The 26,113-nt window shown below is 43.8% G+C and carries 25 protein-coding genes; 13 read left to right on the forward strand and 12 right to left on the reverse strand.

What is annotated here, in order from left to right; genetic code table 11:
• Nucleotides 1-123: 123 nt before the first annotated feature.
• Nucleotides 124-1,197, reverse strand: a complete 1,074-nt coding sequence (locus F6K46_RS22815; protein ID WP_293063635.1) for a CHAT domain-containing protein — start codon at nt 1,195-1,197, stop codon at nt 124-126.
• Between the two features lie 427 nt (nt 1,198-1,624).
• Between F6K46_RS22815 and F6K46_RS22820 the strand changes: the two genes are divergently transcribed.
• Nucleotides 1,625-3,337, forward strand: coding sequence for a TIGR04222 domain-containing membrane protein (locus F6K46_RS22820; RefSeq protein ID WP_293063633.1), 1,713 nt, complete (start codon nt 1,625-1,627; stop codon nt 3,335-3,337).
• 67 nt (nt 3,338-3,404) lie between these two features.
• Nucleotides 3,405-3,899: a hypothetical protein gene (locus F6K46_RS22825; RefSeq protein ID WP_293063625.1), complete on the forward strand. Its 495-nt coding sequence runs from the start codon at nt 3,405-3,407 to the stop codon at nt 3,897-3,899.
• Here the strand turns inward: F6K46_RS22825 and F6K46_RS22830 are convergent.
• On the reverse strand, nt 3,873-4,427 hold the full coding sequence (locus F6K46_RS22830; protein WP_293063623.1) for a hypothetical protein: 555 nt from the start codon (nt 4,425-4,427) through the stop codon (nt 3,873-3,875). The two genes, F6K46_RS22825 and F6K46_RS22830, sit on opposite strands and share 27 nt — an antisense overlap.
• A gap of 777 nt (nt 4,428-5,204) precedes the next feature.
• Here F6K46_RS22830 and F6K46_RS22835 point away from each other — a divergent pair.
• Together F6K46_RS22835 and F6K46_RS22840 are read left to right on the forward strand one after the other, a co-directional pair.
• Nucleotides 5,205-6,044 (forward strand): SDR family oxidoreductase, encoded by an 840-nt coding sequence (locus F6K46_RS22835; RefSeq protein WP_293063621.1) that lies wholly within the window; start codon nt 5,205-5,207, stop codon nt 6,042-6,044.
• Nucleotides 6,045-6,467: 423 nt separating this feature from the next.
• The gene (locus F6K46_RS22840; RefSeq protein WP_293063619.1) at nt 6,468-7,367 is read left to right on the forward strand and encodes a sulfotransferase domain-containing protein; all 900 of its coding nucleotides are present in this window, start codon (nt 6,468-6,470) and stop codon (nt 7,365-7,367) included.
• A 33-nt stretch (nt 7,368-7,400) separates the two neighbouring features.
• Here F6K46_RS22840 and F6K46_RS22845 read toward each other — a convergent pair whose 3' ends face one another.
• From F6K46_RS22845 to F6K46_RS22855, 3 genes are read right to left on the reverse strand one after another with little or no spacing between them, the layout of a single operon-like run.
• Complete coding sequence (locus F6K46_RS22845; RefSeq protein WP_293063617.1) at nt 7,401-12,410, reverse strand: tetratricopeptide repeat protein; 5,010 nt, start codon at nt 12,408-12,410, stop codon at nt 7,401-7,403.
• 36 nt (nt 12,411-12,446) lie between these two features.
• On the reverse strand, nt 12,447-12,584 hold the full coding sequence (locus tag F6K46_RS22850) for a hypothetical protein (protein WP_293063615.1): 138 nt from the start codon (nt 12,582-12,584) through the stop codon (nt 12,447-12,449).
• 5 nt (nt 12,585-12,589) lie between these two features.
• Complete coding sequence (locus F6K46_RS22855; RefSeq protein WP_293063613.1) at nt 12,590-12,847, reverse strand: hypothetical protein; 258 nt, start codon at nt 12,845-12,847, stop codon at nt 12,590-12,592.
• Between the two features lie 47 nt (nt 12,848-12,894).
• On the opposite strand from F6K46_RS22855, the gene F6K46_RS22860 reads away from it, so the two are divergent.
• Complete coding sequence (locus tag F6K46_RS22860; protein ID WP_293063611.1) at nt 12,895-13,479, forward strand: thioredoxin family protein; 585 nt, start codon at nt 12,895-12,897, stop codon at nt 13,477-13,479.
• Here F6K46_RS22860 and F6K46_RS22865 read toward each other — a convergent pair.
• The 3 genes from F6K46_RS22865 to F6K46_RS22875 form a co-directional block, all read right to left on the reverse strand.
• On the reverse strand, nt 13,464-13,592 hold the full coding sequence (locus F6K46_RS22865) for a hypothetical protein (protein WP_293063609.1): 129 nt from the start codon (nt 13,590-13,592) through the stop codon (nt 13,464-13,466). The two genes, F6K46_RS22860 and F6K46_RS22865, sit on opposite strands and share 16 nt — an antisense overlap.
• 213 nt (nt 13,593-13,805) lie before the next feature.
• The gene (locus tag F6K46_RS22870) at nt 13,806-14,372 is read right to left on the reverse strand and encodes a GNAT family protein (RefSeq protein WP_293063607.1); all 567 of its coding nucleotides are present in this window, start codon (nt 14,370-14,372) and stop codon (nt 13,806-13,808) included.
• A gap of 181 nt (nt 14,373-14,553) precedes the next feature.
• On the reverse strand, nt 14,554-15,012 hold the full coding sequence (locus F6K46_RS22875; RefSeq protein WP_293117368.1) for a helix-turn-helix domain-containing protein: 459 nt from the start codon (nt 15,010-15,012) through the stop codon (nt 14,554-14,556).
• 117 nt (nt 15,013-15,129) lie between these two features.
• On the opposite strand from F6K46_RS22875, the gene F6K46_RS22880 reads away from it, so the two are divergent.
• The 4 genes from F6K46_RS22880 (at nt 15,130) to F6K46_RS22895 (ending at nt 19,238) form a co-directional block, all read left to right on the forward strand.
• Entirely contained in the window at nt 15,130-15,747 is a 618-nt protein-coding gene (locus F6K46_RS22880; protein ID WP_293063603.1) for an NAD(P)H-dependent oxidoreductase, read from the forward strand.
• A 38-nt stretch (nt 15,748-15,785) separates the two neighbouring features.
• Nucleotides 15,786-15,941, forward strand: a complete 156-nt coding sequence (locus F6K46_RS22885) for a hypothetical protein (RefSeq protein ID WP_293117371.1) — start codon at nt 15,786-15,788, stop codon at nt 15,939-15,941.
• A 61-nt stretch (nt 15,942-16,002) separates the two neighbouring features.
• Complete coding sequence (locus tag F6K46_RS22890) at nt 16,003-16,602, forward strand: glutathione S-transferase family protein (protein WP_293063639.1); 600 nt, start codon at nt 16,003-16,005, stop codon at nt 16,600-16,602.
• 836 nt (nt 16,603-17,438) lie between these two features.
• Complete coding sequence (locus tag F6K46_RS22895; RefSeq protein ID WP_293063601.1) at nt 17,439-19,238, forward strand: mechanosensitive ion channel domain-containing protein; 1,800 nt, start codon at nt 17,439-17,441, stop codon at nt 19,236-19,238.
• Nucleotides 19,239-19,702: 464 nt separating this feature from the next.
• Here the strand turns inward: F6K46_RS22895 and F6K46_RS22900 are convergent, their stop codons facing one another.
• Entirely contained in the window at nt 19,703-19,876 is a 174-nt protein-coding gene (locus F6K46_RS22900) for a hypothetical protein (protein WP_293117374.1), read from the reverse strand.
• A gap of 265 nt (nt 19,877-20,141) precedes the next feature.
• Here F6K46_RS22900 and F6K46_RS22905 point away from each other — a divergent pair, with 265 nt between their 5' ends.
• Together F6K46_RS22905 and F6K46_RS22910 are read left to right on the forward strand one after the other, a co-directional pair.
• Nucleotides 20,142-22,064, forward strand: coding sequence for a mechanosensitive ion channel domain-containing protein (locus F6K46_RS22905; protein ID WP_293117377.1), 1,923 nt, complete (start codon nt 20,142-20,144; stop codon nt 22,062-22,064).
• A gap of 100 nt (nt 22,065-22,164) precedes the next feature.
• Nucleotides 22,165-22,857, forward strand: coding sequence for a CPBP family intramembrane glutamic endopeptidase (locus F6K46_RS22910; protein ID WP_293063595.1), 693 nt, complete (start codon nt 22,165-22,167; stop codon nt 22,855-22,857).
• Nucleotides 22,858-22,913: 56 nt separating this feature from the next.
• Here the strand turns inward: F6K46_RS22910 and queD are convergent, their stop codons facing one another.
• Nucleotides 22,914-23,297, reverse strand: a complete 384-nt coding sequence (gene queD / locus F6K46_RS22915; RefSeq protein WP_293063637.1) for a 6-carboxytetrahydropterin synthase QueD — start codon at nt 23,295-23,297, stop codon at nt 22,914-22,916.
• 634 nt (nt 23,298-23,931) lie between these two features.
• Here queD and fumC point away from each other — a divergent pair.
• Nucleotides 23,932-25,326 carry a class II fumarate hydratase gene (fumC, locus tag F6K46_RS22920; RefSeq protein ID WP_293063593.1) on the forward strand — a complete coding sequence of 465 codons (1,395 nt, stop codon included), beginning with the start codon at nt 23,932-23,934 and terminating at the stop codon, nt 25,324-25,326.
• Nucleotides 25,327-25,330: 4 nt separating this feature from the next.
• On the opposite strand, the gene F6K46_RS22925 is transcribed toward fumC, so the two are convergent.
• Nucleotides 25,331-25,465: a hypothetical protein gene (locus F6K46_RS22925; RefSeq protein ID WP_293063591.1), complete on the reverse strand. Its 135-nt coding sequence runs from the start codon at nt 25,463-25,465 to the stop codon at nt 25,331-25,333.
• 129 nt (nt 25,466-25,594) lie between these two features.
• On the opposite strand from F6K46_RS22925, the gene F6K46_RS22930 reads away from it, so the two are divergent.
• The gene (locus tag F6K46_RS22930) at nt 25,595-25,915 is read left to right on the forward strand and encodes a hypothetical protein (protein WP_293063590.1); all 321 of its coding nucleotides are present in this window, start codon (nt 25,595-25,597) and stop codon (nt 25,913-25,915) included.
• On the opposite strand, the gene F6K46_RS22935 is transcribed toward F6K46_RS22930, so the two are convergent.
• The gene (locus F6K46_RS22935) at nt 25,900-26,103 is read right to left on the reverse strand and encodes a hypothetical protein (RefSeq protein WP_293063588.1); all 204 of its coding nucleotides are present in this window, start codon (nt 26,101-26,103) and stop codon (nt 25,900-25,902) included. The two genes, F6K46_RS22930 and F6K46_RS22935, sit on opposite strands and share 16 nt — an antisense overlap.
• Nucleotides 26,104-26,113 lie beyond the last annotated feature (10 nt).

Here is a 26,113-nt window from a genome sequence, read left to right on the forward strand (position 1 = left end):
GGTAGAATACAGGTAACATTGTCAATAGGTAGGTCTTGTTGAACAAAAGAGACCTATCTTTTTTTTAGCACAAAATGGTGAAAGCTTTACATTTAAAGCTTTTCAGGCTATTTCGTCACCCCTTCAGGCTTTAGGATGGTGATAAATTACTGGTAACCAGGTGGCGTAGGGTAATTTTTTATCTAATCGATTCTCTAGATAATGCAGTCTTTTGCGTGCTAGTTTAACTGCCTTCTGGAGAGACTTTCCTTGAGAAAATTCTTCCAGAAAGAACCTGAGAAAAGTCTGGGCAACTTCATCGGGCACTGGCTCTTTCATAATAATCGCTTGTGGCATTTGTAATTTAGCTAGAGCATTGGCTAAACCTAAGCCATCACAGCTATTAAATATAGCTAGCTTCAAACCGTTTTTAATGGCTTGCTTGAGAGCTGGCATTAACTCATCAATGATAATACTGTCTTCCTGATTTATATAAATTCGACCGGTTTCATCATTACATTCGCTATAACTATGACCAGCAAAAAACAGAATATCCCAGCCTTCTTTTTCCCAAAGTTTTTGGTCTAACTCCTCTCGTGTCGGTTCTACTAGAAAGCAAGAGGATGAGTCTAAGCTAGAGACTTGCTGCCAATAGTTGCGGTCTGTTTCGATATCAATTCCGTCACTGTTACCAAGAATGGCTAATAGTCTGACTCGATTTCTCAGTTTAGTTTCTGGATGTGGCTGGTATTCCAAGGGAATTAAACTAAATTCAACGGAGTCATGATTATTTTCCCATACATCCCAGAGGTGCCATGGTAATCGTTGAAGCTGAGGATTATCGGTCTGAATCAATACCCGAGTATCACGATGACGGCTTAACTCAGTTGTTAATTGATCTCTGACCTGGTCAAAGCCATCGGATCTAGAATTCAGCCATTGGTTAATATTGTTCCTTAACTCGTCAACCAATTGCTCACAGGATTTAACCGAAGAGATGTACAGTCCTTTGGGAGTTAAGCGGGGGTTTCGGTAAAAATACTCTAAATTACGATATCCTTGCTGCCAATCGGTGTATAGTTGATAAATTTCGGGGTTTGGGGCCAACCGACTCATAATTTTTCCTTCAGCTGACTTGTCTGTTGTTCCCCATGTCAAAGTGACTCGAATTCCACTATCTAGGTCACCATCTAGTGTTAAAGTAACTACTCTATTCATTTCTATTGATTGCCGTATTTTGGTAGATTGCCAGATCCAATAAGCTACAGGAGTCTCCTTGACTCTGATTGACTTACGAAAATTTGCATGTTGATGATTAGCGCTGTTACTCCCTCAGGATTTACTAGGAATTTTAATCCTAAGAATTGTGAGTCAAGCAGCGCTTTAAGTTATGGGGGTATGGGATTCAGGCAACTAGCATACTTTATAGTATATAGATTATACCATATTTTTTAAATTATCCAGAAATATTTAAACTATCTTCACATTTATTTGAACAAAATCGCGACGCATTCCCCCACCTGGGCGTAGACCACGCTACGGGAACGCAAAATCAAAACACCTTTTCATAAAACCTTATTTTTGGGCTGAATAGAAATATATGGGTAGATTCAGGTAACTAGCATTGTACAAGAAAACACAAACAATGATGAACCTTCAACAAACCCAAATTTATCAACGCCTTCAGGCATTTTCTTTAGATGATCCTGAGGCCAAATTTCCCTTTAGCAAGCGACTAGCTCGGGAAAATCAGTGGAGTCTTAACTACACTCAGCGGGTAATTGAAGAATACAAAAAATTTGCGTTTCTAGCAGTAGTAGCTGACCATCCCGTCTCCCCTTCTGACCCAGTAGATCAAGTGTGGCATCTACACTTAACCTATACCCATTCTTACTGGGATGAATTTTGCCCAAACATTCTACAAACCCCCTTTCATCATCTGCCTAGTGGTGGTGGTGCCAGTGAAAAGTCTAAATTCGACGATTGGTACAGTAAAACCCTAGCCAGCTATCACTATTTCTTTGGGGAAGCACCACCATTAGATATTTGGGCACCTGCTGATATTCATGTTAGTCAGGATATCAATTTTGTGCGGGTAAACCCTCAGCAGCACTGGATTTTACCTAAAGTTAATTGGTTTTGCCCCCCTGCCCCCCAATTTTTCGGTGCGACCCGTGGCGAATTTAATTCGCCAACGGAAAGCGCACCGGGAGGGGTAATGATGTCAAAGTCCCCCAGAATTGGGGGATTTAGGGGGCACTTGCCTAAGGTTAGTTTAGGACTTACGGAGTTTAGTTGGTTTTGCCCCCCTGCCCCCCAAAATTGGGGGATAATGATGTCAAAGTCCCCCAGAATTGGGGGATTTAGGGGGCACTTACCTAAGGTTAGTTTAGACTCACTCCCCAACTTCAGCCTCAACCAATACGCGATTGTTTTCCTATTGTTCGTCTTGGCAGTAACCATCACAGGTTGTGAGTCATTAGCCTTAGTCAATAGCCCAAATCCACTTAATTTCACAGGACCATTATTTCTCAGGTTCTATCTATTGCTAGTAAGTGCTGCGGTAGTCTTGGCCTACGGTTTACGTTGGTATTTACGACAACCAGCTTCCGCACCCTATGGCAAATCGGTCTCTCTCGATGCCTATGAGACAGGCTATTTAGTTGGTGGTCAACAGCGAGCTGTCGATACAGCCATCGTTAACCTTGTGCAGAGTGGACATTTAAAACCTGTGCCTGAATACCGAGGGCTAGAATTAGTCAATCCTTTGGTTTACAAAAATGATCCCCTTGAGTTTAAGATTGATAATGGTGCTAGAACTGGTAAGACCATCACTCCGATCAGAAGAGCCGCTAGATCCGCTACAAACCAAATACGCGATCGCTTAATCGATCTCAATCTCTTACTTACAGAAGACCAAGGCAAATTAGCCCAGCAATATCCCGCACTTCCTATCTTTGCTGTCTTGCTCCTAGGAATCACCAAGATTATAGTAGGCATTTCGCGAGATAAGCCAGTCGGTTTCCTAATCATACTGTGCGTCATGACAGCAATTATTGGTTGGCGCTTTCTGGTTGTACCAGTAAACCGTAGTCGTTACGGCGATAGTGTATTAGGAAACCTAAGAGCTACCCATGGGATGCTGCGAAACCCTAAAGACAAGTCTCAACTAGCCCTGGCATTTGCTCTATTTGGTACTACAGTTTTAAACCAATATGGTCTAGAAGACTTGCTAAAGGTATTTAATCCTCCCAGCCATTCTGGTAATAGCGGTGGCTTCGGTGGCGGTGGCTGCGGTGGCGGTGGCGGTGGCGGTGGCTGTGGTGGCGGCTGTGGTGGCTGCGGTGGCGGTGGCTAAAGAATTATAGCGGTTTCCGCGACTGTGAGGTACATCTTGATCAGCCCTACTAGGGGAAAGCCATTTCTTGTGTACCTCATCCAACCACAGAACCGCTCTATTTGATCGTTATCCTTGTCTTCCTTATGGTGCCAAAGCATTGCTTGAGAGTGACTTTGATGATTGCTTTTGGCTCACCGTTGTTCATCACAGGAGGTCTCTTAGCAAAATATTTAATGATGCCATACCTCAAGGCCAAGCTAGGGCACTAGCTGAATTTTACGCATCAAAAACACCACCTACAGCTCAAGCAGAATCTAAGGAAGCAGTACCCGAAACGCCCAAGCCAGAAGCAAATCAGCCCCCTGTAGAGCCGAGCGCATTATCTGAAGCATCACAGATAGAAGCAGCACCCGAAATGACCCAACCACCAGAAGAGATTCAACCGCCAAAAGAGTCGAGCCAGCAACAGCAATGGGTGGAAAGTCTAGCGCCAGACCTAGCTCAACTTTTGTCAGACGTGCGATCGCGTAGCGTGACCTACGGTCAATCGCCCTTATTTTGCTTGATACGGCAGAGATGAATGGTGCAGATTGATTTTCAGATCACCGTTTTCATCGCGAACATAACCAAAAGAGTATTCTACCTTGATCTCGCTACCGTCTGTTTTGGTGAAAAAATACTCACCCATCGACATGGCTGTATCGCAGTTGGTAATAATTCCTTCATTCTCAAAGCGCACTTTGTTATAGGGCGCAAGAGCAAAACCTTTATCTTCGCTGATGCTGCCGCCGACAAAATAAGACAAAGCCTCTTTCTCCGTGCCTCTGAACGGATCATCGCTGGCTAGTGTTGGTTTGAACAAAACCGTACCAAGATCATAAGCATAAAGCCTGTCAAGAGTACTTTGTGCTTCTGCTTGTGGGTTTTGTGCCTTGCCAATGGCGACAATGGCTTTGCCCCAGCTTTCCTGTGCAGCTAGAACATCGTTTTTTGTGACAGGATTTTCGCATGGCGCAGCCTGTGCCCTTGGCGTACCACCAACGTTCGTGCAACCAGTCATTGTGGTTACTGTGGATAGGATTAAAAGTGCAGAGAAATATGGTTTCATGGTGATCTTTTTCTTTTACTTTTATAAGACTAGGCGTAAATCTCAGTACAGGACAAAAGTTGCCAACAGAGCAGCGTGGGCGTAGCGCAATCGGTGCTTTTGAATAAAAAAAGCTGTTCGCGCAGCGTGAGCTTTAGCTCACCGCTGTTCCCTTAGCTTGGTCTACGGCCAACGGCTGACGGCACATCAAGTAGCCTGAGCCAAAAGCTCACGGCTGTTCGCGCAGCGTGCGCGTAGCGCATATGCTGAGGTTACAGAGTTCGATATCAAGCTGCTGAATCCAGATTAAGCTGTTTAAGCGATCTCAACTCTGTAGCAATACCACAAATACTGTACCACTATTCCTCTCACATAATCCCAAATAATTGGGGTAAGTCGCTGATTTGAACTCTCCTCGACTTGAAACGTTGAGGATTTTGGGCTGATGCTGTGCAACCCTTGGCTAATCGCTGTTAGTTTACGACATTTTAGCACAGCAACGTATGTATTTTACATTACATTTACAAATATTTACATTTAGGCTAAAATTGATATAATAAAACAGCAATATCTATCGGGAAATCAAAAGCTGTTCAGGATTCAGCCAAAACTGTTACGTGATCATAACCTCTGGGAATTCTATTAGAAAGTCCTAGACAGGTTGATCTGACGTTACTTAATCCGGAACCAACAGCTCAACTGTTGAAGTCAAGCATATTCCTCCAACGGATCTATTTAGCGAGGGGTTCAGACTCGCTTTATTGAAATTGTTACGGATGTCCCTAAAGATTATACCTTATGAATATTACCATTATTGGTTGCGGTTATGTTGGCACAGCTCTAGCAAATTTCTGGCATCACCAGCAGGGTCACCAGGTTACAGCTACCACTACTACCCAAGAACGGGTAGCAAAGCTGAAGGAAGTCGCTTCACAGGTGGTGGTGATGAAAGGGGATGATACCCAAGGGATGCAGTCGGCACTTATTGATCAAGACACTATCGTCCTGAGTATTGCCCCGATCAGTAATAGGCAAGTTGATGCCAACTTCTACGAAGCCACCTACATCCCCACCGCTAGCAATTTGGTAGCAGCTTTAGCAGATAATCCCAATGTGAAGCAGGTAATTTACCTAAGTAGTTGCGCCGTCTACGGTAACCAACAGGGAGCATGGGTAGATGAAAATTCTCCTATCGTTCCAGCCAACGAACATGGTCGGGTTTTGTCTTTGACGGAACATATTTTATTAGGTGCAAGCAGTGAAAATTGCAACGTCTGTATCCTGCGCCTTGGGGGGATTTATGGTCCTGGTCGTGAGTTAAGCAAGCGCTTTGAGCGACTGGCTGGCACGACGCTTCCTGGCAGTGGCGATAACTTTATCAATTGGATTCACCGAGACGACATTGTTCAGGCCGTGGAATTTGCCCGACGAAACCGCTGCCAAGGTATCTACAACCTAGTTAACGACCTCAAACTCACGACGCGGGAGCTGACTGATCAAATATGCGATCGCTACAATCTCCCCAAAGTGTTATGGGATTCTTCACAACCTAACTTCCGAACCAATAACGCCCGGGTAGATAATCAGAAGTTGAAAGTTGCTGGTTATGAGTTGATTCATGCCCAAACTCTGATTTAAGCAACACCAGCCAGAGACGCAATCCTGATTTCAAGCTCTTCAAGCCATCGCGGATCCATTTTCAGTCTCAGACAGCCAGGGTGGAAAGTACTGGAAATCTCAGGATTGCGAACTTTCATTTCTACAGTTTTATTGCTACAGTTTCATTCCAAAAAAGAAGCCCCAGGATGAAGAACTATCCGAGCTGGAGCGAATCTATAACCCCGTGCTCTCCCTGAGAGCCCATTTGTATTGAAGATGTGAATCGCCGCCTCAAGGTCTTCAAGATTCTACGAGAGCTCTCATGGAATTAAATTATGACATCAGTTGATAATTGCTTAAAGCCCTGCTATATTATTCTTCCAGAGAAGCAAGGGAGAGTTAACAAACTCCCTGGCCATACCAAGGGCAATAAAGTCTTACCTCAACTTGATTTTGTTGATTATGCATCTTCTTCAAAGCGGACTTCCTAAAAGTGGAAATTTTTGGTTATATCAAATTATTCGCAATATTTTTGAAAAAGCAAACTTAGAAGAGAAAAGCTTTATTAAAAACCAACCAATCTATAAACTTGCCCAAACTTGGGATATGAGCGTTCGAGGACAAGTTAATATTAATTTTTTAGATATTACTGAAACTGCCTTGTTTTATAGAATTAGCAATATTTTCAGATATCCTGTAGATGACATAGACAATTATATTGATAGCTGTACTTTTGTTTGGACTCATTCTCAATTGAATTCTAAATGTCGAGAGGTTTTTCCTAAATTTGATAAGCTGATTTATATTATTCGAGATCCTAGGGATGTTGCAATTTCTTGGTCGAATTTTGTCTTTAGTCCCTATATGAAAAGATATTATCCGTTTCTAACTGATAATGAAATAAATCCTCAAGTGTATTTAACTAATCGCTTAAACGATATTATCTCCGATTGGGTTAATCATGTTAGTGACTATTTAAACTATCGAGATGAGTTTAAAATTTATATTGTTTTTTATGAAAACTTCGTTCAAGACTTTGATAAAGAATTACAAAAACTATTAAATTATTTAGAGATAGAACTTAATAAAGTAGAACTTGATGAAATTAAAAATAAAGTTAAGTTCACTACCATGAAGCAAGAAAATCCTAATCATGTTAGAAAAGGGAATAAAGGACAATGGTTAGAGATTTTTTCTGACGATCAAAATCGACAAGTATTAGAATTAGCTAAACCGTTACTGCAAGTTTTAAATTATCCAATTAATCGAGAAGAATCTTTACCGCAATTAACCCAAGGATTCTCAGAAACGTTTAGTTGTAATTTTGGAAAAGTTTCGTTATTAATTCCCACGCCCCATTAAACTCTATTAGGTGGATCGGGTGGATCTAACTCCCTACTCCCTATTCAAAATTTCTGGTAGAATCCCATCACACAATTTGCGATCGCTTTCACTCAAGGTCGGATTATGGTTCAAATAGTCACTGATCCAATAGCACCCCTTCACCAATAAATCCTTTAAATCAGAGCTTAAATCAGAGCTTAAATCAGACATAGCTGTATGACTCCCCCTGGTAACTATCCCCTGTCCAGGTTTTACATCTACAACTGTATTCCCATTAATCGGTCCACCAACAGTTTTGATTTCTGTACCATCGATATTCCAGATTTTAGCAGTACCATCTTCACTGACAGATACCAAGGTTTGACCGTCAGCCAGGAAACAGGCATTGCACACAGGAGCAAGATGTCCTTTTAGGGTTTTGAATTCCTTACCATCACGAGTCCAAAGCTTTACTGTTCTATCAGCACTAACTGAAGCAATCATTTGACTGTCTGGACTAAAAACAACACCTCTAACTCCTGCTTGATGTCCTTGTAAGGTAGTGATCAGTTTACCATTCAAACTCCACAGTTTCACTGTTTTATCAGCACTAGCGGAAGCCATAATTTCACCATCCCCACTGAATCTCAAACAGACTATTTTTAGACTATGGGCTGGCATCGTATCGATTAAGCTACCATCAAGATGCCAACGTTTAATGGTTTTATCTTCTCCAGCGGAAGCCAGCATCTGACCATCCTGACTGAATCTAATGGTAAGGATTTTAGCAAGATGACCGTTGAGAGTATTTATGATTACTCCGTTATCCTGTCCATACTTATCATCAATCCCCCACAACTTGATGATTCTGTCATTACCCGCAGAGGCCAGGATTTTACCATCAGGACTAAAACTTAGACTTCTGATACTCAGACCATGGGCTGGAAAGGTTTGCAGTAACGCTCCATTAAGATGCCAAATTTTAATGATACCATCCACACTAGCAGTGGCCAATAGTTTTGCTTTAGGACTAAAACTGACACTCCTGACACTAGCTTCATGTCCTGAAAATGTTCTAAGTAATGTGCCGTCTAGACTCCATAGTTTGACTGTTTTATCTTCACTAGCTGAAGCATACTGCTGACCGGTAGAATTAAAACAAAAGCCGATAAGTTTACCAGTATGGCTTTGCTGAGTATTCAGTCCAATGCCCTTGAGACTCCAAAGTCTGATAGTTTTATCTACACTAGCAGAAGCCAGTAGCCGTCCATCGGGACTGAAACTTACCCCACACACAGACCCTTTGTGTCCTCGTAAGGTCTTGAGCTTAATCCCATCAAGGTTATAAAGTCGAATTCGATTATCTTTACTGGCTAGTGCTAATAGTTGACCATCGGGACTGAATCTAACCCGATAGACTGGCAAGCCATAATTATCGATGGAGTTGAGTTCTTTGCCATCTATATTCCAGAGTTTAGCGGTACCGTCCCAACTCCCGGAAGCCAGCATCCGACCATCTGGACTAAAGCAGACACTCAAGACACCCCTAGCATGACGATTGAAAATTTTGGGCCAACTACTGTCTAAATTCCAGAGTTTGATAGTGCCATCTTCACTAGCGATCGCAAGGGATTTACCATCAGGACTAAAACTAATCCCAAAGTTAGCAGGACCAAACCTGGTCAGGGTTTTAATCCTAGTACCATTAGGATGCCAGAGCTGGATGGTGCCATCCTTACTAGCAGCAGCAATGGTGTGACCATCGGGACTAAAACTAATGTTGAAAACTTGGTTTTTATGACCTCTGAGAGTTTTCAGTAACTTGCCATCCCGTTGCCAGAGTTTGATGGTGCCATCAGCACTGGCAGAGGCAAACATTTCACCATTGGGACTAAAGTTAATGCTAAACACTTGCTCCTTGTGACCCCGACAGCTTGCCAAGGCTTTTCCATTAATACCCCAAATCCTGATGGTGCCATCTTCACTAGCAGAGGTAATTAGTTTACCATCAGGACTTAAACAAACACCAAATACTCCCGCATCATGTCCTTCCAAACGATTGCACTCTTGCAAGTTATTGATAATCTCCTGAAGCTGATTCACTTGTTGCTGTTTGATATCACGAGTAACCTCTGTGGTGATTAATCGTTTACCCGCTTTTACACTAGCCACCAATGCTCCTAACTGGTCGTCGGAAGAGAGTAGAGCTTGAGATAGAGAACTCAGGGCTTTAATTTCTGCAATTTCTGCTCGTCTTCGTTCCTCTTGTTCTTGATGGAGTGCTTGCTTTAGTTCTTCTTTGGTCAGTTTTAACTCGGCTAGGATTTGAGGCTCTTGTCCTTGGCGAATAAATGATACTAAATAATCATGAACTAACTGATAACGATCAGCAGGATATTCTGGCACTTCAAATACTAACCCAGACCCCACTAACACCTCCATTACTAAATCCAGTTGCTCCTCGTCTAAGTCCAAATCTTCCGCTAATTCAGCCTGAGTTTTTAGCGGTCGCATCCCGTTTTCATCGGTCAGTAAATACAAAACAAGTTTAGTGATTCGTTCGTTCTCTTCACCACAGTCTTTAATAGCTGTTTCTAGGTATCGTTCAACCAGTTTTTCCTTCGGACCTTTGGCTAGATAATCTGCTAAGGTGGTAATTTTTTCGGCTTGGAGCTGAGCTCCTACCACTTGCAATTCAATGGGGAGCACCTCATTGGTATCTCCTGCTAAATCCTTAACTAGGGCATCGGTTAGGTTTGGCTCTAGAGAAAATGCTGTGTTTTCAGTTAAGCTTTTAATAACTGATTTAGTTTGCTTTGGTGAAAAGTTACCGAGATAGTAAAGAATCGTTTTATTTAAAATATTGTTGTTAATGACATCTAAGTTAATTAGACGGTTACACTCTAACAAATAATGAAGGTCATCTTCTCGAAGGGATAAAATAATTTTTACATAGGGAATATTCAAACAGCTCTTCATAAATTCATAGAAAACCATTCGTTGTTTTCTGTCTTTGGCAGCAAAGAAAAATTCTTCAAATTGGTCAAATACTAAAACAACTAGGATATTATCTTCTGTTATTTGCCAGAATGTCTTGAGAATTGCGGCTGTTGTTTCTAGAGTATTACCATGATACTTAATCAGTTTTTTTTCGGCCAGAGACTTGGCTAATGCTTTCCCAAATTCGGGAATCCAATCGGTATAAATTTGCTGGAAAACCGTTAACACCTCACGGGAGCCAATGGTTTTTTGTTTCAAGGTGGGAATTAACCCAGCTTGGACAAGGGAACTTTTTCCTACTCCTGATGGACCATAAATTACGGTGAGTTTATGGTCACTACGACCCATACGTTGCATTAAGCGATTGACATCCCCTTGTCTACCAGAAGCCGCAATGGCTGGGGTGACAGAATTGTGGTAGTCTAGATCTGGTAATGCTGGGTTAGTTACCTGTTGTTTAGGCTGCAATCGACCAGCACCAATAAAGGCTCGAAAATTGTACTGCTGCTCAATGGAGCGTCGTTCTTGTTTAACCCGAAAAGCTGTCAAATAGTTACCTTGTTGGCAGTAGCACTGGCGCAATTCTTCTAAAATCAGAATGTAAAGCTCTGGATCGTACTGGGGTTTGGTTCTGGCTTTAGCCGTTTCCAGAGTTGTCAGACTGTCTTGGATTTTAGCTTGCTGCTGTTGCTGTTGCGATCGCGCGGCTCCACGATGCGATCGCGCTAGAGACAATAAATACCAACCTTGGTGAAATGAGCGCTCCCAATCACAATCGGTATCGAGTGAGCATGAGGTTGGTGTACACAATTCAGACAATGCCTGTTCTAAGATTAACAGAGCCTGTTGGGCTAACTGTTGCGCTTTATTCCAATCAGATTTCCATAAGGCGACTTCTGCTAAAAAGCCATAGGCTCGCGCTAGTCTAAAGGGATTACCATAGGTTTGATGGATAGTCAAGGCTGTGTTAGCAACTGCTTCCAAGTCATCCCACTGTCCCAGTCGTTGCAGTACCTCTGCCCAAGCATTAATAAACTTGGCAACTAAGTCTGGTCGCTCAGCCTGTTCAAAGACCTTAATACATTGCTGATAATACTCTGCGCCATGACCACAAGCGACTTGATGTTCAGCCCGATGTCTTTCAGCATAGGTACGCCACCATAATCCTAAATAGTACAGTAAGCATCCAACCCGCTCTGATGAGGAGGTGAATGTTTGGGGTTTTCCCTCGGTTTCCCTGACCTCTGGCTCAATCTGCTGCCAAAGGGCTAAACTACGCTGATAATGTTCCAGAGACTCTTGTGATGACCCATCAGCGGCACGACCCAAAACAAATTCTAAGCTGGCTTCTAACGGTGGGTCTAATGTGACTTTACGATGGTTTAGCTCATTCTGGGCTGACTTTAACTCGGTGCGGCGAGTCGAACCAATACCCAAATTCAGGTCATCATTGTCTAGAAATCTGCCAGCACCAGAGTGTAATACTTTGCCATAGACCTGATTGACGGTTTGCTCGATAAAATCAATTAACTCATCCGTTGCCATCTCAAAGCCTATGGGAGTAGCAGCCCAACTGGTGAAATCTGGTGCTACTCGCCTCAGCTTGTGCTGGACCTGATCGGTTACCCATAACACCAGGGGGAAGGGGAAGGTTTTGCGAAATTCATCCCGTGCATTATTGGTAGAAACTAATAACCTATCAATATCCCTGACTAATTCCAAATTGTGAACAATCAGGGCATCGGGTAGTATTGATGTCAGTTCCGCTTGAACATTGCTATAGAGGTTTGTAGCCGATGAGGCCAAAGCCCTGGAGTGAAACTTAATCTGGTAGCGTTCTGTCAGTTGTTGTGTTAATCGCTGCCGCAATGATTGATAATTACAACGGGCTAAAATCAGAGAAAATTGTCCCTGAGAAAATGCGATCGCCCGTGCTAGCATTCTTAATGATTCATTGTTATTCCCATTGAAATCTTTGGGTTGGAGCGTCATATTTATTCCAACGTTTGTGCTTCTGCCAGAATCGGATTTACGCCCTGACCATCCCCTCTGCTGATCTTGGTAGCCATGGAGCGCCTTCATGGGGGGGTTTCTACCATTATTGACTACTGCAAACCCTTAGGGTTTCCACCGTTGGGCAACGGTTTTGGTTTCCAAGGGTAGTGCGTTCGCGTAGCGTGGCCGAAAGGCCAGACAAGGGTTTGATAGGCATCTTTCCCTTTTGCTTGCCTTTGCTGCAACACCTGAAACAGTCATTCCCATTATTTACCAGTAACCGCTGGCACCTGAATCTTCCGTTGCTTTCTGATTACCTTTTCCAAGCAACGACCTCTAGGAAGTTGATCTATTATACCACATTTTTTTTGTTGAACGCGATCGCGTGGCCTTTTGGCCAAGGTTGGTTGGTGGAAGGTTGGTTGGTTGAAGGTTGGTTGGTTGAAGGTTGGTTGGTTGAAGGTTGGTTGTTCCCATAGCGTGGCCGAAAGGTCAAGGTTGTTGGGATCTGATATGGTAGGCAAGGTTAGAAGAAAATCAGTTTTGAGCGCAATAGTTTAGGAGTGAAACCATGGCACTAGTTAATTCGACAATGTTGCCCTTAGGTACCAAAGCACCAGAGTTTCAGTTACCGGATGCAGTGTCTGGCGAGACGATTTCCTTAGAGACCTTTGCCGGTAAGCAGGGGTTACTGGTAATGTTTATCTGCCGTCATTGTCCTTTTGTTAAACATGTACAGGGAGAATTGGCCAAGCTAGGGAAAGACTATGCCGATGCTAATCTTGGTATGGTGGCAATTAGCGCTAATGATGCGGATAATTACCCGGATGATGCTCCCGATAAACTTAAGGAAATGGCTCAGGAGCTGGGATTTACTTTTCCCTTCTGTCATGATCAAACTCAGGAAACTGCTCAGGCTTATACAGCTGCTTGTACCCCAGATTTTTTTCTATTCGATGCTAACCAAGAGCTAGTTTACAGAGGTCAATTGGATGATAGTCGTCCTAGTAATGGGATACCAGTTACCGGTAAGGATTTACGAGCAGCTATTGATGCGGTGCTAGGGTCGCAACCGGTGAATTCTGAGCAAAAGCCTAGTATTGGTTGCAATATTAAGTGGAAGCCGGGGAATGAACCGGCTTATTTTGGTGTTTGATATGTTGTTGAAGGTTGTTCGCGTAGCGTGGCCTTTTGGCCAAGGTTGTTCGCGTAGCGTGGCCTTTTGGCCAAGGTTGTTTGGTTGTTCGCGTAGCGTGGCCTTTTGGCCAAGGTTGTTTGGTTGAAGGTTGTTCGCGTAGCGTGGCCTTTTGGCCAAGGTTGTTTGGTTGAAGGTTACAGGTTTAAGGTTTAAGCTAAATTTGTGAGTCAGCTCAATTCCTTTTGATTACTAATATCCTAATGGGTAATATAGCAATCCGTGTAGGAATTGTGATAATTAATTTTTGATGCCATATTCTCTAGTCCTTCCAGAGCCGCTGTTCCCTACTCCCTACTCCCTGTTCCCTTTGCTAATTGCTGTGATTTCTGCAGCCACTTTTCTTTAGTTAGTATCCAACGATTTACTGTTTGATTAAAGTTGATCAAGCCTGGTGTAGTTTCATAGGTTTTAACAAGCTCAAACCCAGCTTTAGGTAAGGTTTTATTGGGAGCTGGATTGAGAGCATAAGGCTCACAAAACAGGTTTTGCAAATGGAATTTAGTGAAATAGCAATAAATTGATTCGTTAATAAAATATGTGCCATTCCCGCTTCTTCGTTTCTCTGGTTGCCAAAGGTGCAAATGCATGAATGCTTCTTGAGCATAGATAATTTTGTTGAGATTAGAATGCCCAACAGGAGTATCGTCTATTTCCCAGATGAGGTAGTATAATCTGCTGTGTTCTACTGGCCGTTCAAAATCTTCAAGCAGTATTTGACGCCACTTGTCCGAATTTGGAAGTTTACTTGGCTCTACCCCCATTCCCCTGAGAAATTCATGGTCAGCATTTAGGAAATAGTGGATCATTAAGTCTATATCACTGGCTTCAAATTCTCTAATACTTCGTTTCAAATGTCTCTCCTTTTTATTTGAGATGTAAACATAGGATTGATAGAAAAAGCGATACAGCGATGCATCGCTGCATCGCTACTCCCGACTCCCGACTCCCGACTCCCGACTCCCGATTCCCGACTTCCGACTCCCATTAACCCCAAGGGCGGGATACCTCACCGAACTGAGAACTGTTAAAAAATTATATATTATATTCCTCTGCCCATTTCTTTAGCTCCTCTAGAAATCTCAGGGCTGTTCGACCAAAATCTGTGATCTCATAGGCCACAGCAATGGGCTTGGTACTGATTACGTTACGGTTGACTAGGCCCGTATCCTCCATTTCTCTAAGCCGCTGGGTCACCATTTTTTTGCTAGCTCCGCCGATCTGGCGCGCTAGATCGTTGAAGCGCATCGGGCCATCCTTGAGATGCCAAAGAATCGATCCTTTCCATTTGCCACCCAAAATCCGCATTCCACGCTCGATTGGACAGGGGCTGAGACAGGGATCAATGGCTTTCTTGATGCGTTCGCTATCGGTTTTGATCTCGATGTCGCTATCTGTGTCGATGTCGATATCGCTATCAATTTCGATTGTGCGTTCGCGTAGCGGCTCCCTAGGAGCATCGCTATCTGTTTCCATGTCCATGAAGGAACTCATATTTTATACTTGGTTACTAAATGTATACTAGTTGACTATAGTAACTTAAATTTTTACCATGAAGCCATACATGAAGCAATAACTGTACACATTACCTGATTAGCAAAAGTAATAGTCATGAAAACCCTGCTTTTGATTTTGGGCAAAGAGACTAAGGAGTTCGCCAAAGGCCGCTACAATCAAGGTCTTTTTGAGATAGCGGTGGAGATATTGAAAGATCAATACAAGCTACTCACCACTGTTGTGGAAGACGGCTACAACATTCCAGAGGAGATTGCGAAATTCAAGCAAGCTGATGGGGTCATTTTTCAGTACCCAGTGTACTGGTTCATGATGCCGTCAACCCTAAAGCGTTACATAGACGATGTCTACGCCTATGGTGAGTTTTTCGGGCACAGTAATGGCTCATACGGATCGGGTGGCCTGATGAATGGCAAGAAATTCATGCTGTCTACTACATGGAATGCGCCCGCCGACGTCTTTAACAATCCGAATAGTTTTTTTGAAGGACTCTCACTACAAGAAGTGCTGCTGCCCATGCGTAAGAGCCATGAGTTTTGTGGCTTCGAGGAATTGCCCCATTTCGCGTGCTACAACGTCATCAAAAATCCACAATTTGACGCTGACCGAGACCGGTACATCAGTCACCTAAAGATGGTGTTTCTTGACCCCGACCATGATTTAGGTGTTGAAGTAGCGAAGCCTCTGTCTGCTCCGTGCTCCAAAGCTCATTAAAACTAACTGTTAGTAAGTATCTCATCCAAAGAAAAATCATGACGAAACAAGCTGAGATTCATCTCTACACCGCATCGACTATGAACGGATGGAAGCCGCTGATCTTTCTTCATGAAGCAGAGGTGGACTATGAGATGACCTATAGCAGTCGCCAGGGCAGGCGCGGACATGACAAAAGTCTCAAACCTAAGTAAGCGCAAGAGTTTGACTTCTGACTTCTGACTTCTGACTTCTGACTTCTGACTTCTGCTATATATTGATTTTTCCAAAAAAGAACAAAAGTCAGACTGGTACAGATCTCTTAACCCTAACGGGCGTATCCCGACTATCATTGATCGTGGTAATGACGATTTTGTGGTTTTTGAGTCGGGTGCAATTCTTTGGTATCTAGCTGAGAAATATCAAAAGTTCCTTCCCGAGGGGGAAAAAGCTCGATCCCAAGCACTTCAGTGGCTGATGTTTCAGATGAGTGGCATTGGACCGATGATGGGTCAATCGATGTACTTTCAGCGGATTGCAGAACCTCAAGGGCATCGTGATGAATTTGCCATCACGCGCTATGGGTCAGAATCACGCAGGCTGTTGGAAGTCTTGGATCAGCAGCTTGAGGGGAAAAGTTATATCCTTGGTAATGAGTTCACTATTGTAGATATGGCCACTTATCCTTGGGCACGAGCTTATTACTGGGCGAAAGTATCGGTGGATGGGCTGAACAACCTTCAAGGCTGGTTTGAGCGTATTGATGCTCGACCTGCAACTCAACGTGCACTAGAGCTCCCGAAACCTTTTCCTGCTTTTTTTGGAAAAGGGGATGTGGCTGCAGCCTCAGGGGGTGACAACAAGGCTAAAAACTAGACAGGGTATGGGGTGTGGGGGGTAGGGGGTGGGGAAAATAGAAGGGAATTTGGAGTGAGCCCAGGGATAACAATCGCTCCCAAACCTGATTCAACCGTCCCGTTGCAACCTAGCCAGCTCCTGATCTTTCCCCTCCTGGGAGGGGTTAGGGGTGGGTTCCCTACACCCTTCACCCCAAACCCCACACCCTGTAAGGCTTTGAAGGCTGTTTGTCACCCCGTCAGGGCTGCAGCAGAAGCGGCTAATTCTGCACGTTTTCAAAGTGATGTTAAACCATAAGCCATGGATGATGGAAACAAAAATTAACACTCGGGGAAATAAAAATGTGATAAAATCCTAGTCGTTGATCAGGGAAGATTGGGCAAAATTTTTGTCCAAGGTGTTTGTTTGCCAAAAATGTTGGTCAAAAATAAGCACATCCCTTGATTTGATCCAATAAAAGGCTATCTATACCTTTTTGACTGTTTACAGTTAACTGTTAACCGTTAACTATTGATTGCCCCGGGGTCTTCTTTTTAGGGTTAGATATAGAGGATTATTAAGGGATAAATTCTGTCAAAATCCCGAAGAGTTGGGGAAAATTCAGCTCCTATCCTCTTGAGATCTGCCCCCCTCAGTCTAAATCGAGCAATGTTACAGCTGTGCCGATCTTCCGGTGGTAAGGTCGGGAGCAACTGAACAGTGAACCAAACTATACACCTTATATCTTCTTTGATTAACACTGAAAAGTCAACCAAACTGTACAGGTTACATCTTCAGGTGCGCTTGACCTTGGCGAATTTAATTCTTAATAGGTCAAGGGCACCTAATTAACGTCTTATCAACACGAAAAACCAATGATTCGTTACCGACAAAAGAAATTTAGCATTTTGTTTGGCAGTCTCTTAATCGTTGGGGCATGGTGGTTACCTGTCCAAGCTCAACAGACCACTAATTCACCCAATGAGCAAGCGGTTACGACTGAAGATTCAACTATTCCGAAAGCGGTTACTACTGCAGATCCAACTATTCCGATTGAGGAGCTAGAGCTATTGCTCAAGCCATTCACTAAGGATGAGCTGGATGGTGAAGCTCAGGGGTGGATGTCCTTGCTGAAAACTAAAGTTAAAGAACTCAGCGATGCGGAAATTGCTGTCAAGCGCAAAAATCGAGAGCTTCAAAAAACTAAGGAAGCTGTTGATGCCCTAGAAGATGCAAAAAAGGCTCTTGAGGAAGGGACTGAGCCATCCCCATCAGGTGGCGTAAAAGCTAAAGAGGGGGCGGAAGAAGCACAGGAAGCTCTCGAAAAAGCTCAGGAGTCAGTAAAAGAAGCAGTCAAACAAGGAGAAAAGACCGAGCAGGATAAAACCTCGCAAGGGGCGATTGTTCAAGCAGTTGAAGGTACTCAACAGCAGAAAGATAAAGCCAAAACCTCAAGCTCAGAAGAGGAAGTTGCTAAGGTTCAAGAGCAGATCGGGACAATTAGCAACAAAGTCGTTACGGATGAACAAGAGCAGAAAAAGACTGAACAGGGACTGGAAAAAGCCAAAGAAAACATAGAAGAAGCGGTCGATGTGAAGGCCGAAGTTAAAAAGCAAGTACTGGTCAACATGACCAGATTGCGGGATGAACGCACTGCTTTGAGCGATCGCTTTGAGGTGGTACTTGAAGAGCTGGAACTTAAAGGCGGTGATGTCGAGTCGTACAAAAAATACATCGATGCCATCAGTGGGATTAAGGTAGACGTAAGCGACACTGAAGGAACCTGGATTACCATCGTCGGCTGGCTCCAGTCTAAAGAAGGAGGTCTGCGCTGGGCGAATAACATTGGCAAATGTATAGGAATCGTTGCTGGTTTTAGCATCCTATCGGTGATCTTAGGGACAATCCTCGAGAAATCGTTGTGGATGTTCCCAAATATTTCAGTGATGCTCGGTCAGTTCTTGGTTACTATCACCCGCCAAGGATTATTTGTGGTAGGTATTATGTTAGGGATTACTGCCCTAGAGATCAGTATTGGTCCACTGATGGCTATGATTGGAGCTGCTGGTTTTGTGGTAGCCTTTGCGTTTCAAAATACCCTCGGTAACTTTGCCAATGGGTTAATGATCTTGGTCTATAAACCTTTCGACGTGGGGGATAAGATTGAAGTAGCTGGGGTAAACGGTATCGTTAAGGATGTCAACTTAGTTTGCACCACCATCAATACTTTGGAAAATAAAATCGTTATCTTGCCGAACAACTCAGTCTGGGGTAACGTTATTACGAACGAAACCAGTAGCCCCGTCCGCGCTATGTTTCTCTCGATCAGGATCAGCTACCGCAATAGTATTCCTCAAGCGATCCAAGTTCTTAAGGATATTGCCAACTCCCATCCTTTAGTATTGGAAGACCCTGGACCTTGGATCGACACCGGTGAATTGGCTGAAGATGCTGTTAAGATTTGGTTTTTGGCCTATACTAAGACAGAGGATTACTGGACAGCCTATTGTGACATCAGCCGAATTATAAAAGAAAGATTTGAAGAAGAGGGAATTGTGATCCCACTGCCGAGCCAGGAACTATACATCAGCGAAGCTATGGCGTTGGAAGAGGGCAGTATGGCAAAAAGGTTTAAAGACAATGACCTTCCCCTAGAAGAAGTCATGCCCAGATAGCAACTCCTTGCGCTCCATAGCTCTCTCCCCAAGGGTTAAACCCCACATTCCGCAGATTAATTTGTAGTATGCAAAGTAATACGCTAATCCTGTGTACCTTGGGGATTTTTTACGTATGAATATTTAATTATATAATTATATTTATAGGCTACACATAAATCCTGATAATTACGTAGTACACGGTGAAGTGCGGAATATTGGTTAAAGGATGCTCTAATTAGCAGCCAGGTAAATAAAGATATGATAAAATCCTAGTCGGTGCTCAGGGAAGATTGGCCAAAATTTTTGTCCAAGATGTAAGTTAGATGAAAAATTTTGGTCAAAAATAAGCATATCCCTTGATTTGAGCCAATAAAAGGCTATCTATGCATTATTAACTATTTATAGTTGAGTGTAAAATTTTCACTATTCACAGGTGCATCTTAACGTTCTAAATCTATAACTCAAGGAACTGGAGAAGTGTTTTAGCCTTCAATGGTCGTATTTTTCCAAAAGCGATGCAGCGAGGTAGCACGGTCTTGGGGATCCAGCGCGGTCATGGGGGGAACCTCCATGAGCAACTGCCGTGGTTTCCCCGACTCGCGCTTGGGATCAAGACAGTGAGATGCAGCCACTATTGACTGCCCCCGGCTCTTCATTTCTTGGTTAGATACACAGAATTAGAAAGGGATAAATTCTGTTAAAATCCCCAAGATTTGCGGAAAATTCAGATCCGCTCCTCTGGTGCTCTACCCCCCTCAGTCTAGATCGAGCAATGTTACAGCCCTGCCGATCTTCGGGGGGTAATCGGGGAGCAACTGTTCACACTCAACGGTTCACACTCAACAGTGAACCAAACTATACAGGTTGCATCTTCATTGTCTTGATGCAAAGCGCGAGTGGGGGAAACCACGGCAGTCGCTCATGGGGGAGACCCCCTTTGGCGGCGCTGCCTCCCCAAGACCGCGCTGCATCGCTGGTTCACACTTAACAGTGAACCAAACTATACACGTTACCTCTTCATTAACGTCTTATCAACACGAAAAACTAATGATTCGTTACCGACAAAAGAAAATTAGCATTTTGTTTGGCAGTCTCTTAATCGTTGGGGCATGGTGGTTACCTGTCCAAGCTCAACAGACCACTAATTCACCCAATGAGCAAGCGGTTACGACTGAAGATTCAACTATTCCGAAAGCGGTTACTACTGCAGATCCAACTATTCCGATTGAGGAGCTAGAGCTATTGCTCAAGCCATTCACTAAGGATGAGCTGGATGGTGAAGCTCAGGGGTGGATGTTCTTGCTTAAAACTAAAGTTAAAGAACTCAGCGATGCGGAAATTGCTGTCAAGCGCAAAAATCGAGAGCTTCAACAATCTAAGGAAGCTGTTGATGCCCTAGAAGATGCCAAAAAGGCTCTTGAGGAAGCCAAAGACACTAAAGAAAAAATAGAGACTGAGCCATCGCCATCAGCTTCCGTTGAAGCTAATGACGCGGCTGTTGAAGCACAGGAAGCTCTCAAAAAAGCTCAGGAGTCAGTAGAAGAAGCGGTAAAAGAAGAAAAAAAGACCCAGCAGGATAAAACCTTGCAAGGGGCGATTGATCAAGCAGTTGAAAGTACGGAAGAGGATAAAAATAAAGCCAAAACCTCAGACGAGGAAGTTGCGAAGGTTCAAGAGCAGATTGGGACAATTAGCAACAAAGTCGTTACGGATGAACAACAGCAGAAAAAGACTGAACAGGGACTGGACAAAGCTCAAGAAAAGATAGAAGAAGCGGTCGAGGCCAAGACCGAAGTAAAAAAACAAGTACTGGTCAACATCACGAAACTCCGGGATGAACGGGCTGGTTTAAGCGATCGCTTTGAGGTGGTACTTGAAGAGCTGGAACTTAAAGGTGGTGATGTCAAGTTGTACCAAAAATACGTCAATGCCATCAGTGGGATTAAGGTTGATGTAACCGACACTCAAGGAACCTGGATTACTATCGTTGGCTGGCTCCAGTCTAAAGAAGGAGGTCAGCGCTGGGCCAATAACATTGGCAAATGTATAGGAATCATTGCTGGCTTTAGCATCCTCTCGGTAATCTTAGGAACAGTACTCGAGAAATCTTTGGGAATGTTCCCAAATATCTCAGTTATGCTGGGTCAGTTCTTGGTTACTCTAACCCGCCAAGGATTATTTGTGGTGGGTATTATTTTAGGGATTACTGCCCTAGAGGTCAGTATTGGTCCACTGATCGCTATGATTGGAGCTGCTGGTTTTGTGGTAGCGTTTGCGTTCCAAAGTACCCTCGGTAACTTGGCCAATGGCTTAATGATTTTGCTATATAAACCTTTCGATGTGGGGGATATCATTGAAGTAGCTGGAGTAAGAGGTAATGTTCAGGATGTTAACTTAATTTGTACCACCATCAAGACTTATCAAAATAAAATTATTATTGTGCCCAACAATTCAGTCTGGGGTAACGTTATCGAGAATGAAACCAGTAGCCCCGTCCGCGCTATCTTTATCACGGTAAGGGTCAGCTACCACAATAGTATTACTCAAGCGATCCAAGTTCTTAAGGATATTGCTAACTCTCATCCTTTAGTATTGAAAGATCCAGGCCCTTGGATTGATACCGGTGAATTGGCTGAATATGCTGTTAACATTTGGTTTATGGCCTATACTAAGAGAGAGGATTATTGGACAGCCTATTGTGACCTCAGCCGAATTATAAAAGAAAGATTTGAACAAGAGGGAATTGTGATCCCACTGCCTCAGCATGAAATATACATAAGCGAAGCAATGGCTAAGGAAGAGGGCAGTATGGCACAAAGGTTCAAAGGAATGACGTTATCCTAGGGATCCCCTTAGGAAACTTGTACAACTGGCACAGAACTTACCGATAGTTTCCAGCAAAGCTTCTAGCATAACCAATAAAGTTATCACCGGAGAATTTCCAATGCTCAATACTCACTCTGGTAAACATCCCCTATTGGCTCTGCTACTGCTAGTTCCTGCTGGGAGTATCGGTATAGCAATGGCACTATATATTGCTCCAGGATCATTAGGGCAGGCAGTATCCTTATTTTGCAAAGTCTGGTTACTAGCACTGCCTCTTGCTTGGTTTTTCTGGGTGGATCGTGGCAAGTTACGTATATCCTGGCCGAAGGGACAGGAGTTGTTGACTGGAACTATTTTGGGACTGTTGATGTTTGGGATCATCCTTGGGGCTTATTGGCTTTTCGGTCAGCACTGGATTGATCAGACGGATCTTCGCACTAAAGCCCAAGAAGTCGGCATAACTAGTGCATACATTTACCTACTCGGGGCGATGTATTGGACTTTGATTAATGCGTTCCTGGAAGAGTATATCTGGCGTTGGTTTGTCTGGAGCAAGTGCCAGATTCTCATCCCAGGACTTGGGTCAGTATTCCTTTGTGCATTGCTGTTTACCCTCCATCATATTCTTGCTTTAACCTTTTATACCCAGGATTGGCTGGTGGTCATCCTTGGCTCATTAGGGGTGTTCATGGCTGGAGCAGTATGGTCGTGGTGCTATCTAACCTACCGTTCAATCTGGTCTGGTTATGTTAGTCATATTCTGGCTGATTTAGCGATCGCATTTGTCGGTTGGCAACTCCTATTCGGGTAGCTAAGTCCTTGAAGTTGACTGTTGAGTGTTGAGTGTTAACTTCAAGGGCTTTCCATTCAGGGCTTAGGTTTCATGTATCGCGTACCAGAGGTACAGGTTTCTTGTATTTCAACGGCATACAATCCCGGTAAACCGGCTTCTTCAAGTCGCTCAAAAACCCACTTGGCGATCGCTTCACTAGTAGGATTCTCCAAGCCGGTGGTCTCATTGAGGTAATAATGATCCAAAAAGTTATCTAACAGAGGCTTGAGATAGGTCTTGATATCTCCATAGTCCATTATCATCCCCTGTTTGGAACCCTCCTCAATTAGTTGATTACCTTTGACATATACTCGCCCCACCCAGCTATGGCCATGTAACCGACTACATTTGCCGTCATGATGGGGAAGGCGATGAGCAGCTTCAAACCGAAACTCCTTGTAATTTAACCATTCTTCCATCATTAAGAATTAAGAATTAAGAATTAAGAATTAAGAATTAAGAATTAAGAATTAAGAATTAAGAATTATCTGAGAGGTTGTCTGAGAAGTCCCATTTGCTACATCCAAGCCCCCTAAATCCCCCAATTTTGCGGTGCGACCCGTGGCGAATTTAATTCGCCTACGGAAAGCGCACCGGGGGGGACTTTTAGAAGCAAATTGACTCTTCCCCCAAAGTTGGGGGGCTAGGGGGGCAAAATTCAGTATCAAAAAACTTTTCAGATATCCTCTGACAATTCCTAGAAAAAACTCTATTGAGTTTAACCTAATCATAAGAGGTAATCTAGACAAATACTATAACAGGGAACAGGGCACAGGGCACAGGGCACAGGGCACAGGAGAAAATAGAGCGGATTATAGAAAATTTAGGATAATTTAAGATTGGTTTTAATCATTTATTTTAAAATCATAATTAAGTTTTAATATAGCCATAAACGGTTACCAAAATTGCTGATATCTATCGCTATTTTAAACATAGCATGAACTACGATAAAAGCCATGCATACCTACTCCCTACTCCCTACTCCCTACTCCCTACTCCCTACTCCCTGTGCTATACCATAAACGAAGGAAGCAAGGGGAGTTGATATCACCGATGACTAAGATGCGAAGAGAAACCGATAGTATGGGGGAAATCGAAGTTCCTGCTGATCGGTATTGGGGCGCTCAAACTCAGCGATCGCTAAAATATTTCTCGATTGGACAAGACTTTATCCCCCCGGAAGTCATAACAGCGATGGCTATTCTGAAAAAAGCGGCTGCTCTGACTAACTCTGAACTGGGTAAACTACCAGAGGATAAAGCTAAGTTAATCATTGAAGCAGCAACAGAGGTGATCGAAGGCCAGCTAGACGGTAACTTCCCTCTCCGTGTTTGGATGACTGGTAGTGGTACCCAGTGCAACATGAACGTGAACGAGGTGATTGCTAATCGTGCTATTGAACTAGCTGGGGGGGTGATGGGTAGCAAAAACCCAATTCATCCCAATGACCACGTCAATATGTCCCAATCCTCTAATGATACCTTTCCCACAGCCATGCACATCGCGTCAGCGGTAGCCTTTCATGAGCGACTGATGCCCAAGGTCAAGAAAATGCGGGATGCTCTAGAAGAGAAGGCGAAAGCATGGGATAATATCGCTAAAATTGGGCGCACTCACCTTCAAGATGCTGTACCGTTAACCTTGGGTCAAGAGTTTTCCGGTTACGTTGCCCAGCTAGATGCTAATTTAGCACGGATAGACTCTGTGCTTCCTGGCTTATACGAGTTGGCGATTGGTGGAACGGCTGTCGGGACTGGGTTAAATGCTGGCAAGGGGTTTGCTGAAAAGGCTGCTGAGCATATTGCTAAGTTGACTGGCTTGCCCTTTGTGTCTGCTCCTAACAAGTTTGCGGCTCTAGCAGCTCATGATGACATGGTTATGGCTAGCGGTGCCCTCAAAACCCTAGCCTGCTCGTTATTGAAAATTGCTAATGATATCCGTTTCCTAGGGTGTGGACCACGCTGCGGATTTGGGGAACTGAAGCTGCCATCCAATGAGCCAGGGTCTTCGATTATGCCAGGAAAAGTTAATCCGACCCAGTGCGAAGCGATGACTATGGCAGCTACTCAGGTGATGGGCTACGATAGTGCGATCGCATTTGCTGGTGCTCAGGGGCACTTTGAGTTGAATACCTTTAAGCCCATGATTGTGTTCAACTTGCTCCAATCTGTCCATCTACTTGCTGACAGCTGCAACAATTTCACTGACTTCCTGCTGAAGGGACTAGAACCGAATCGAGAGAAAATCCAGTATTTCTTGGAACAGTCCCTGATGCTAGTCACTGCTTTGAGTCCAATCATCGGTTACGACAAAGCCGCAGAAGTGGCGCACCATGCTACTGAGAAGAACCTTACCCTGAAAGCAGCTTGTCTAGAATTAGGCTATGTTTCTGCTATTGAGTTTGACCAGATTGTTGATCCCTATCGGATGGCGTATCCCCTTGATTAGCTTTTTAGGGAGTCGGGAGTCGGGAGTCGGGAGTCGGGAGTCGGGAGTCGGGAGTCGGGAGTCGGGAGTCGGGGGAAGTGTGGGAGGTATGGGAGGTATGGGAGACAGTAGGGTGCGTTAGGGACGGGCTCGCCCTCATGTTTTCGGTAGCCAGTGTTAGGACAGTCCGTCCCGTAACGCACCACCGGGTCAAACTATCTTAAGCAATTCCCAATGTCTGTTAAACCTTTAACTATAAACTGATAAGGATAATCTTAGCAATTTTACAATGTTTGATTTTAATATCCTATTTGATTTCTCCCGTAACCATTGTGTAGCCATCTGTGGCATTTTAGTTCCTGCTAACTTGCTCCTGACCTTACAAACTATCATCTTTACTGTGATTGGTTATCCCCAAGTTCAGGTGCGGAAAGCTGCTTTAGTTGCGTGCATCCCAGCTTTGGTAATGCTATTCCATGTGTATAGTTGGTTGATGATTGGAGTGGTGATGGCTCCCACCTACATTCTGTTTACTTTAGCAGTTGTCTGCTTAAGTATTAATTTTTGGGCAATAAGCTATTATAGTAGATTAGTTTATTTTAGGGAATAGGGAATCGGGAATCGGGAATCGGGAATCGGGAATCGGGAATCGGGAATCGGGAATCGGGAATCGGGAACAGAGGAACCCACCCCTAACCCCTCCCAGGAGGGGAACAGAGGCAAGAGGCAAGAGGCAAGAGGCAATAGGCAAGAGGCAAGAGGCAAGAGGCAATAGGCAAGAGGCAATAGGTAAAACATCGGTAGTGGT

It is taken from the genome of Moorena sp. SIO3E8 (genome assembly GCF_010692445.1).
GTDB lineage: Bacteria > Cyanobacteriota > Cyanobacteriia > Cyanobacteriales > Coleofasciculaceae > Moorena > Moorena bouillonii.

Excerpts from the sequence above, each read along its gene's own strand:
- F6K46_RS22815 (WP_293063635.1), bottom strand. The coding sequence starts at position 1,197 with ATGAATAGAGTAGTTACTTTAACACTAGATGGTGACCTAGATAGTGGA.
- F6K46_RS22820 (WP_293063633.1), top strand. The coding sequence starts at position 1,625 with ATGATGAACCTTCAACAAACCCAAATTTATCAACGCCTTCAGGCATTT.
- F6K46_RS22830 (WP_293063623.1), bottom strand. The coding sequence starts at position 4,427 with ATGAAACCATATTTCTCTGCACTTTTAATCCTATCCACAGTAACCACA.
- F6K46_RS22835 (WP_293063621.1), top strand. The coding sequence starts at position 5,205 with ATGAATATTACCATTATTGGTTGCGGTTATGTTGGCACAGCTCTAGCA.
- F6K46_RS22840 (WP_293063619.1), top strand. The coding sequence starts at position 6,468 with ATGCATCTTCTTCAAAGCGGACTTCCTAAAAGTGGAAATTTTTGGTTA.
- F6K46_RS22845 (WP_293063617.1), bottom strand. The coding sequence starts at position 12,410 with ATGAAGGCGCTCCATGGCTACCAAGATCAGCAGAGGGGATGGTCAGGG.
- F6K46_RS22850 (WP_293063615.1), bottom strand. The coding sequence starts at position 12,584 with ATGACTGTTTCAGGTGTTGCAGCAAAGGCAAGCAAAAGGGAAAGATGC.
- F6K46_RS22860 (WP_293063611.1), top strand. The coding sequence starts at position 12,895 with ATGGCACTAGTTAATTCGACAATGTTGCCCTTAGGTACCAAAGCACCA.
- F6K46_RS22875 (WP_293117368.1), bottom strand. The coding sequence starts at position 15,012 with ATGAGTTCCTTCATGGACATGGAAACAGATAGCGATGCTCCTAGGGAG.
- F6K46_RS22880 (WP_293063603.1), top strand. The coding sequence starts at position 15,130 with ATGAAAACCCTGCTTTTGATTTTGGGCAAAGAGACTAAGGAGTTCGCC.
- F6K46_RS22885 (WP_293117371.1), top strand. The coding sequence starts at position 15,786 with ATGACGAAACAAGCTGAGATTCATCTCTACACCGCATCGACTATGAAC.
- F6K46_RS22895 (WP_293063601.1), top strand. The coding sequence starts at position 17,439 with ATGATTCGTTACCGACAAAAGAAATTTAGCATTTTGTTTGGCAGTCTC.
- F6K46_RS22900 (WP_293117374.1), bottom strand. The coding sequence starts at position 19,876 with ATGAAGAGCCGGGGGCAGTCAATAGTGGCTGCATCTCACTGTCTTGAT.
- F6K46_RS22905 (WP_293117377.1), top strand. The coding sequence starts at position 20,142 with ATGGGGGAGACCCCCTTTGGCGGCGCTGCCTCCCCAAGACCGCGCTGC.
- F6K46_RS22910 (WP_293063595.1), top strand. The coding sequence starts at position 22,165 with ATGCTCAATACTCACTCTGGTAAACATCCCCTATTGGCTCTGCTACTG.
- queD (WP_293063637.1), bottom strand. The coding sequence starts at position 23,297 with ATGGAAGAATGGTTAAATTACAAGGAGTTTCGGTTTGAAGCTGCTCAT.
- fumC (WP_293063593.1), top strand. The coding sequence starts at position 23,932 with ATGACTAAGATGCGAAGAGAAACCGATAGTATGGGGGAAATCGAAGTT.
- F6K46_RS22925 (WP_293063591.1), bottom strand. The coding sequence starts at position 25,465 with ATGAGGGCGAGCCCGTCCCTAACGCACCCTACTGTCTCCCATACCTCC.
- F6K46_RS22930 (WP_293063590.1), top strand. The coding sequence starts at position 25,595 with ATGTTTGATTTTAATATCCTATTTGATTTCTCCCGTAACCATTGTGTA.
- F6K46_RS22935 (WP_293063588.1), bottom strand. The coding sequence starts at position 26,103 with ATGTTTTACCTATTGCCTCTTGCCTATTGCCTCTTGCCTCTTGCCTCT.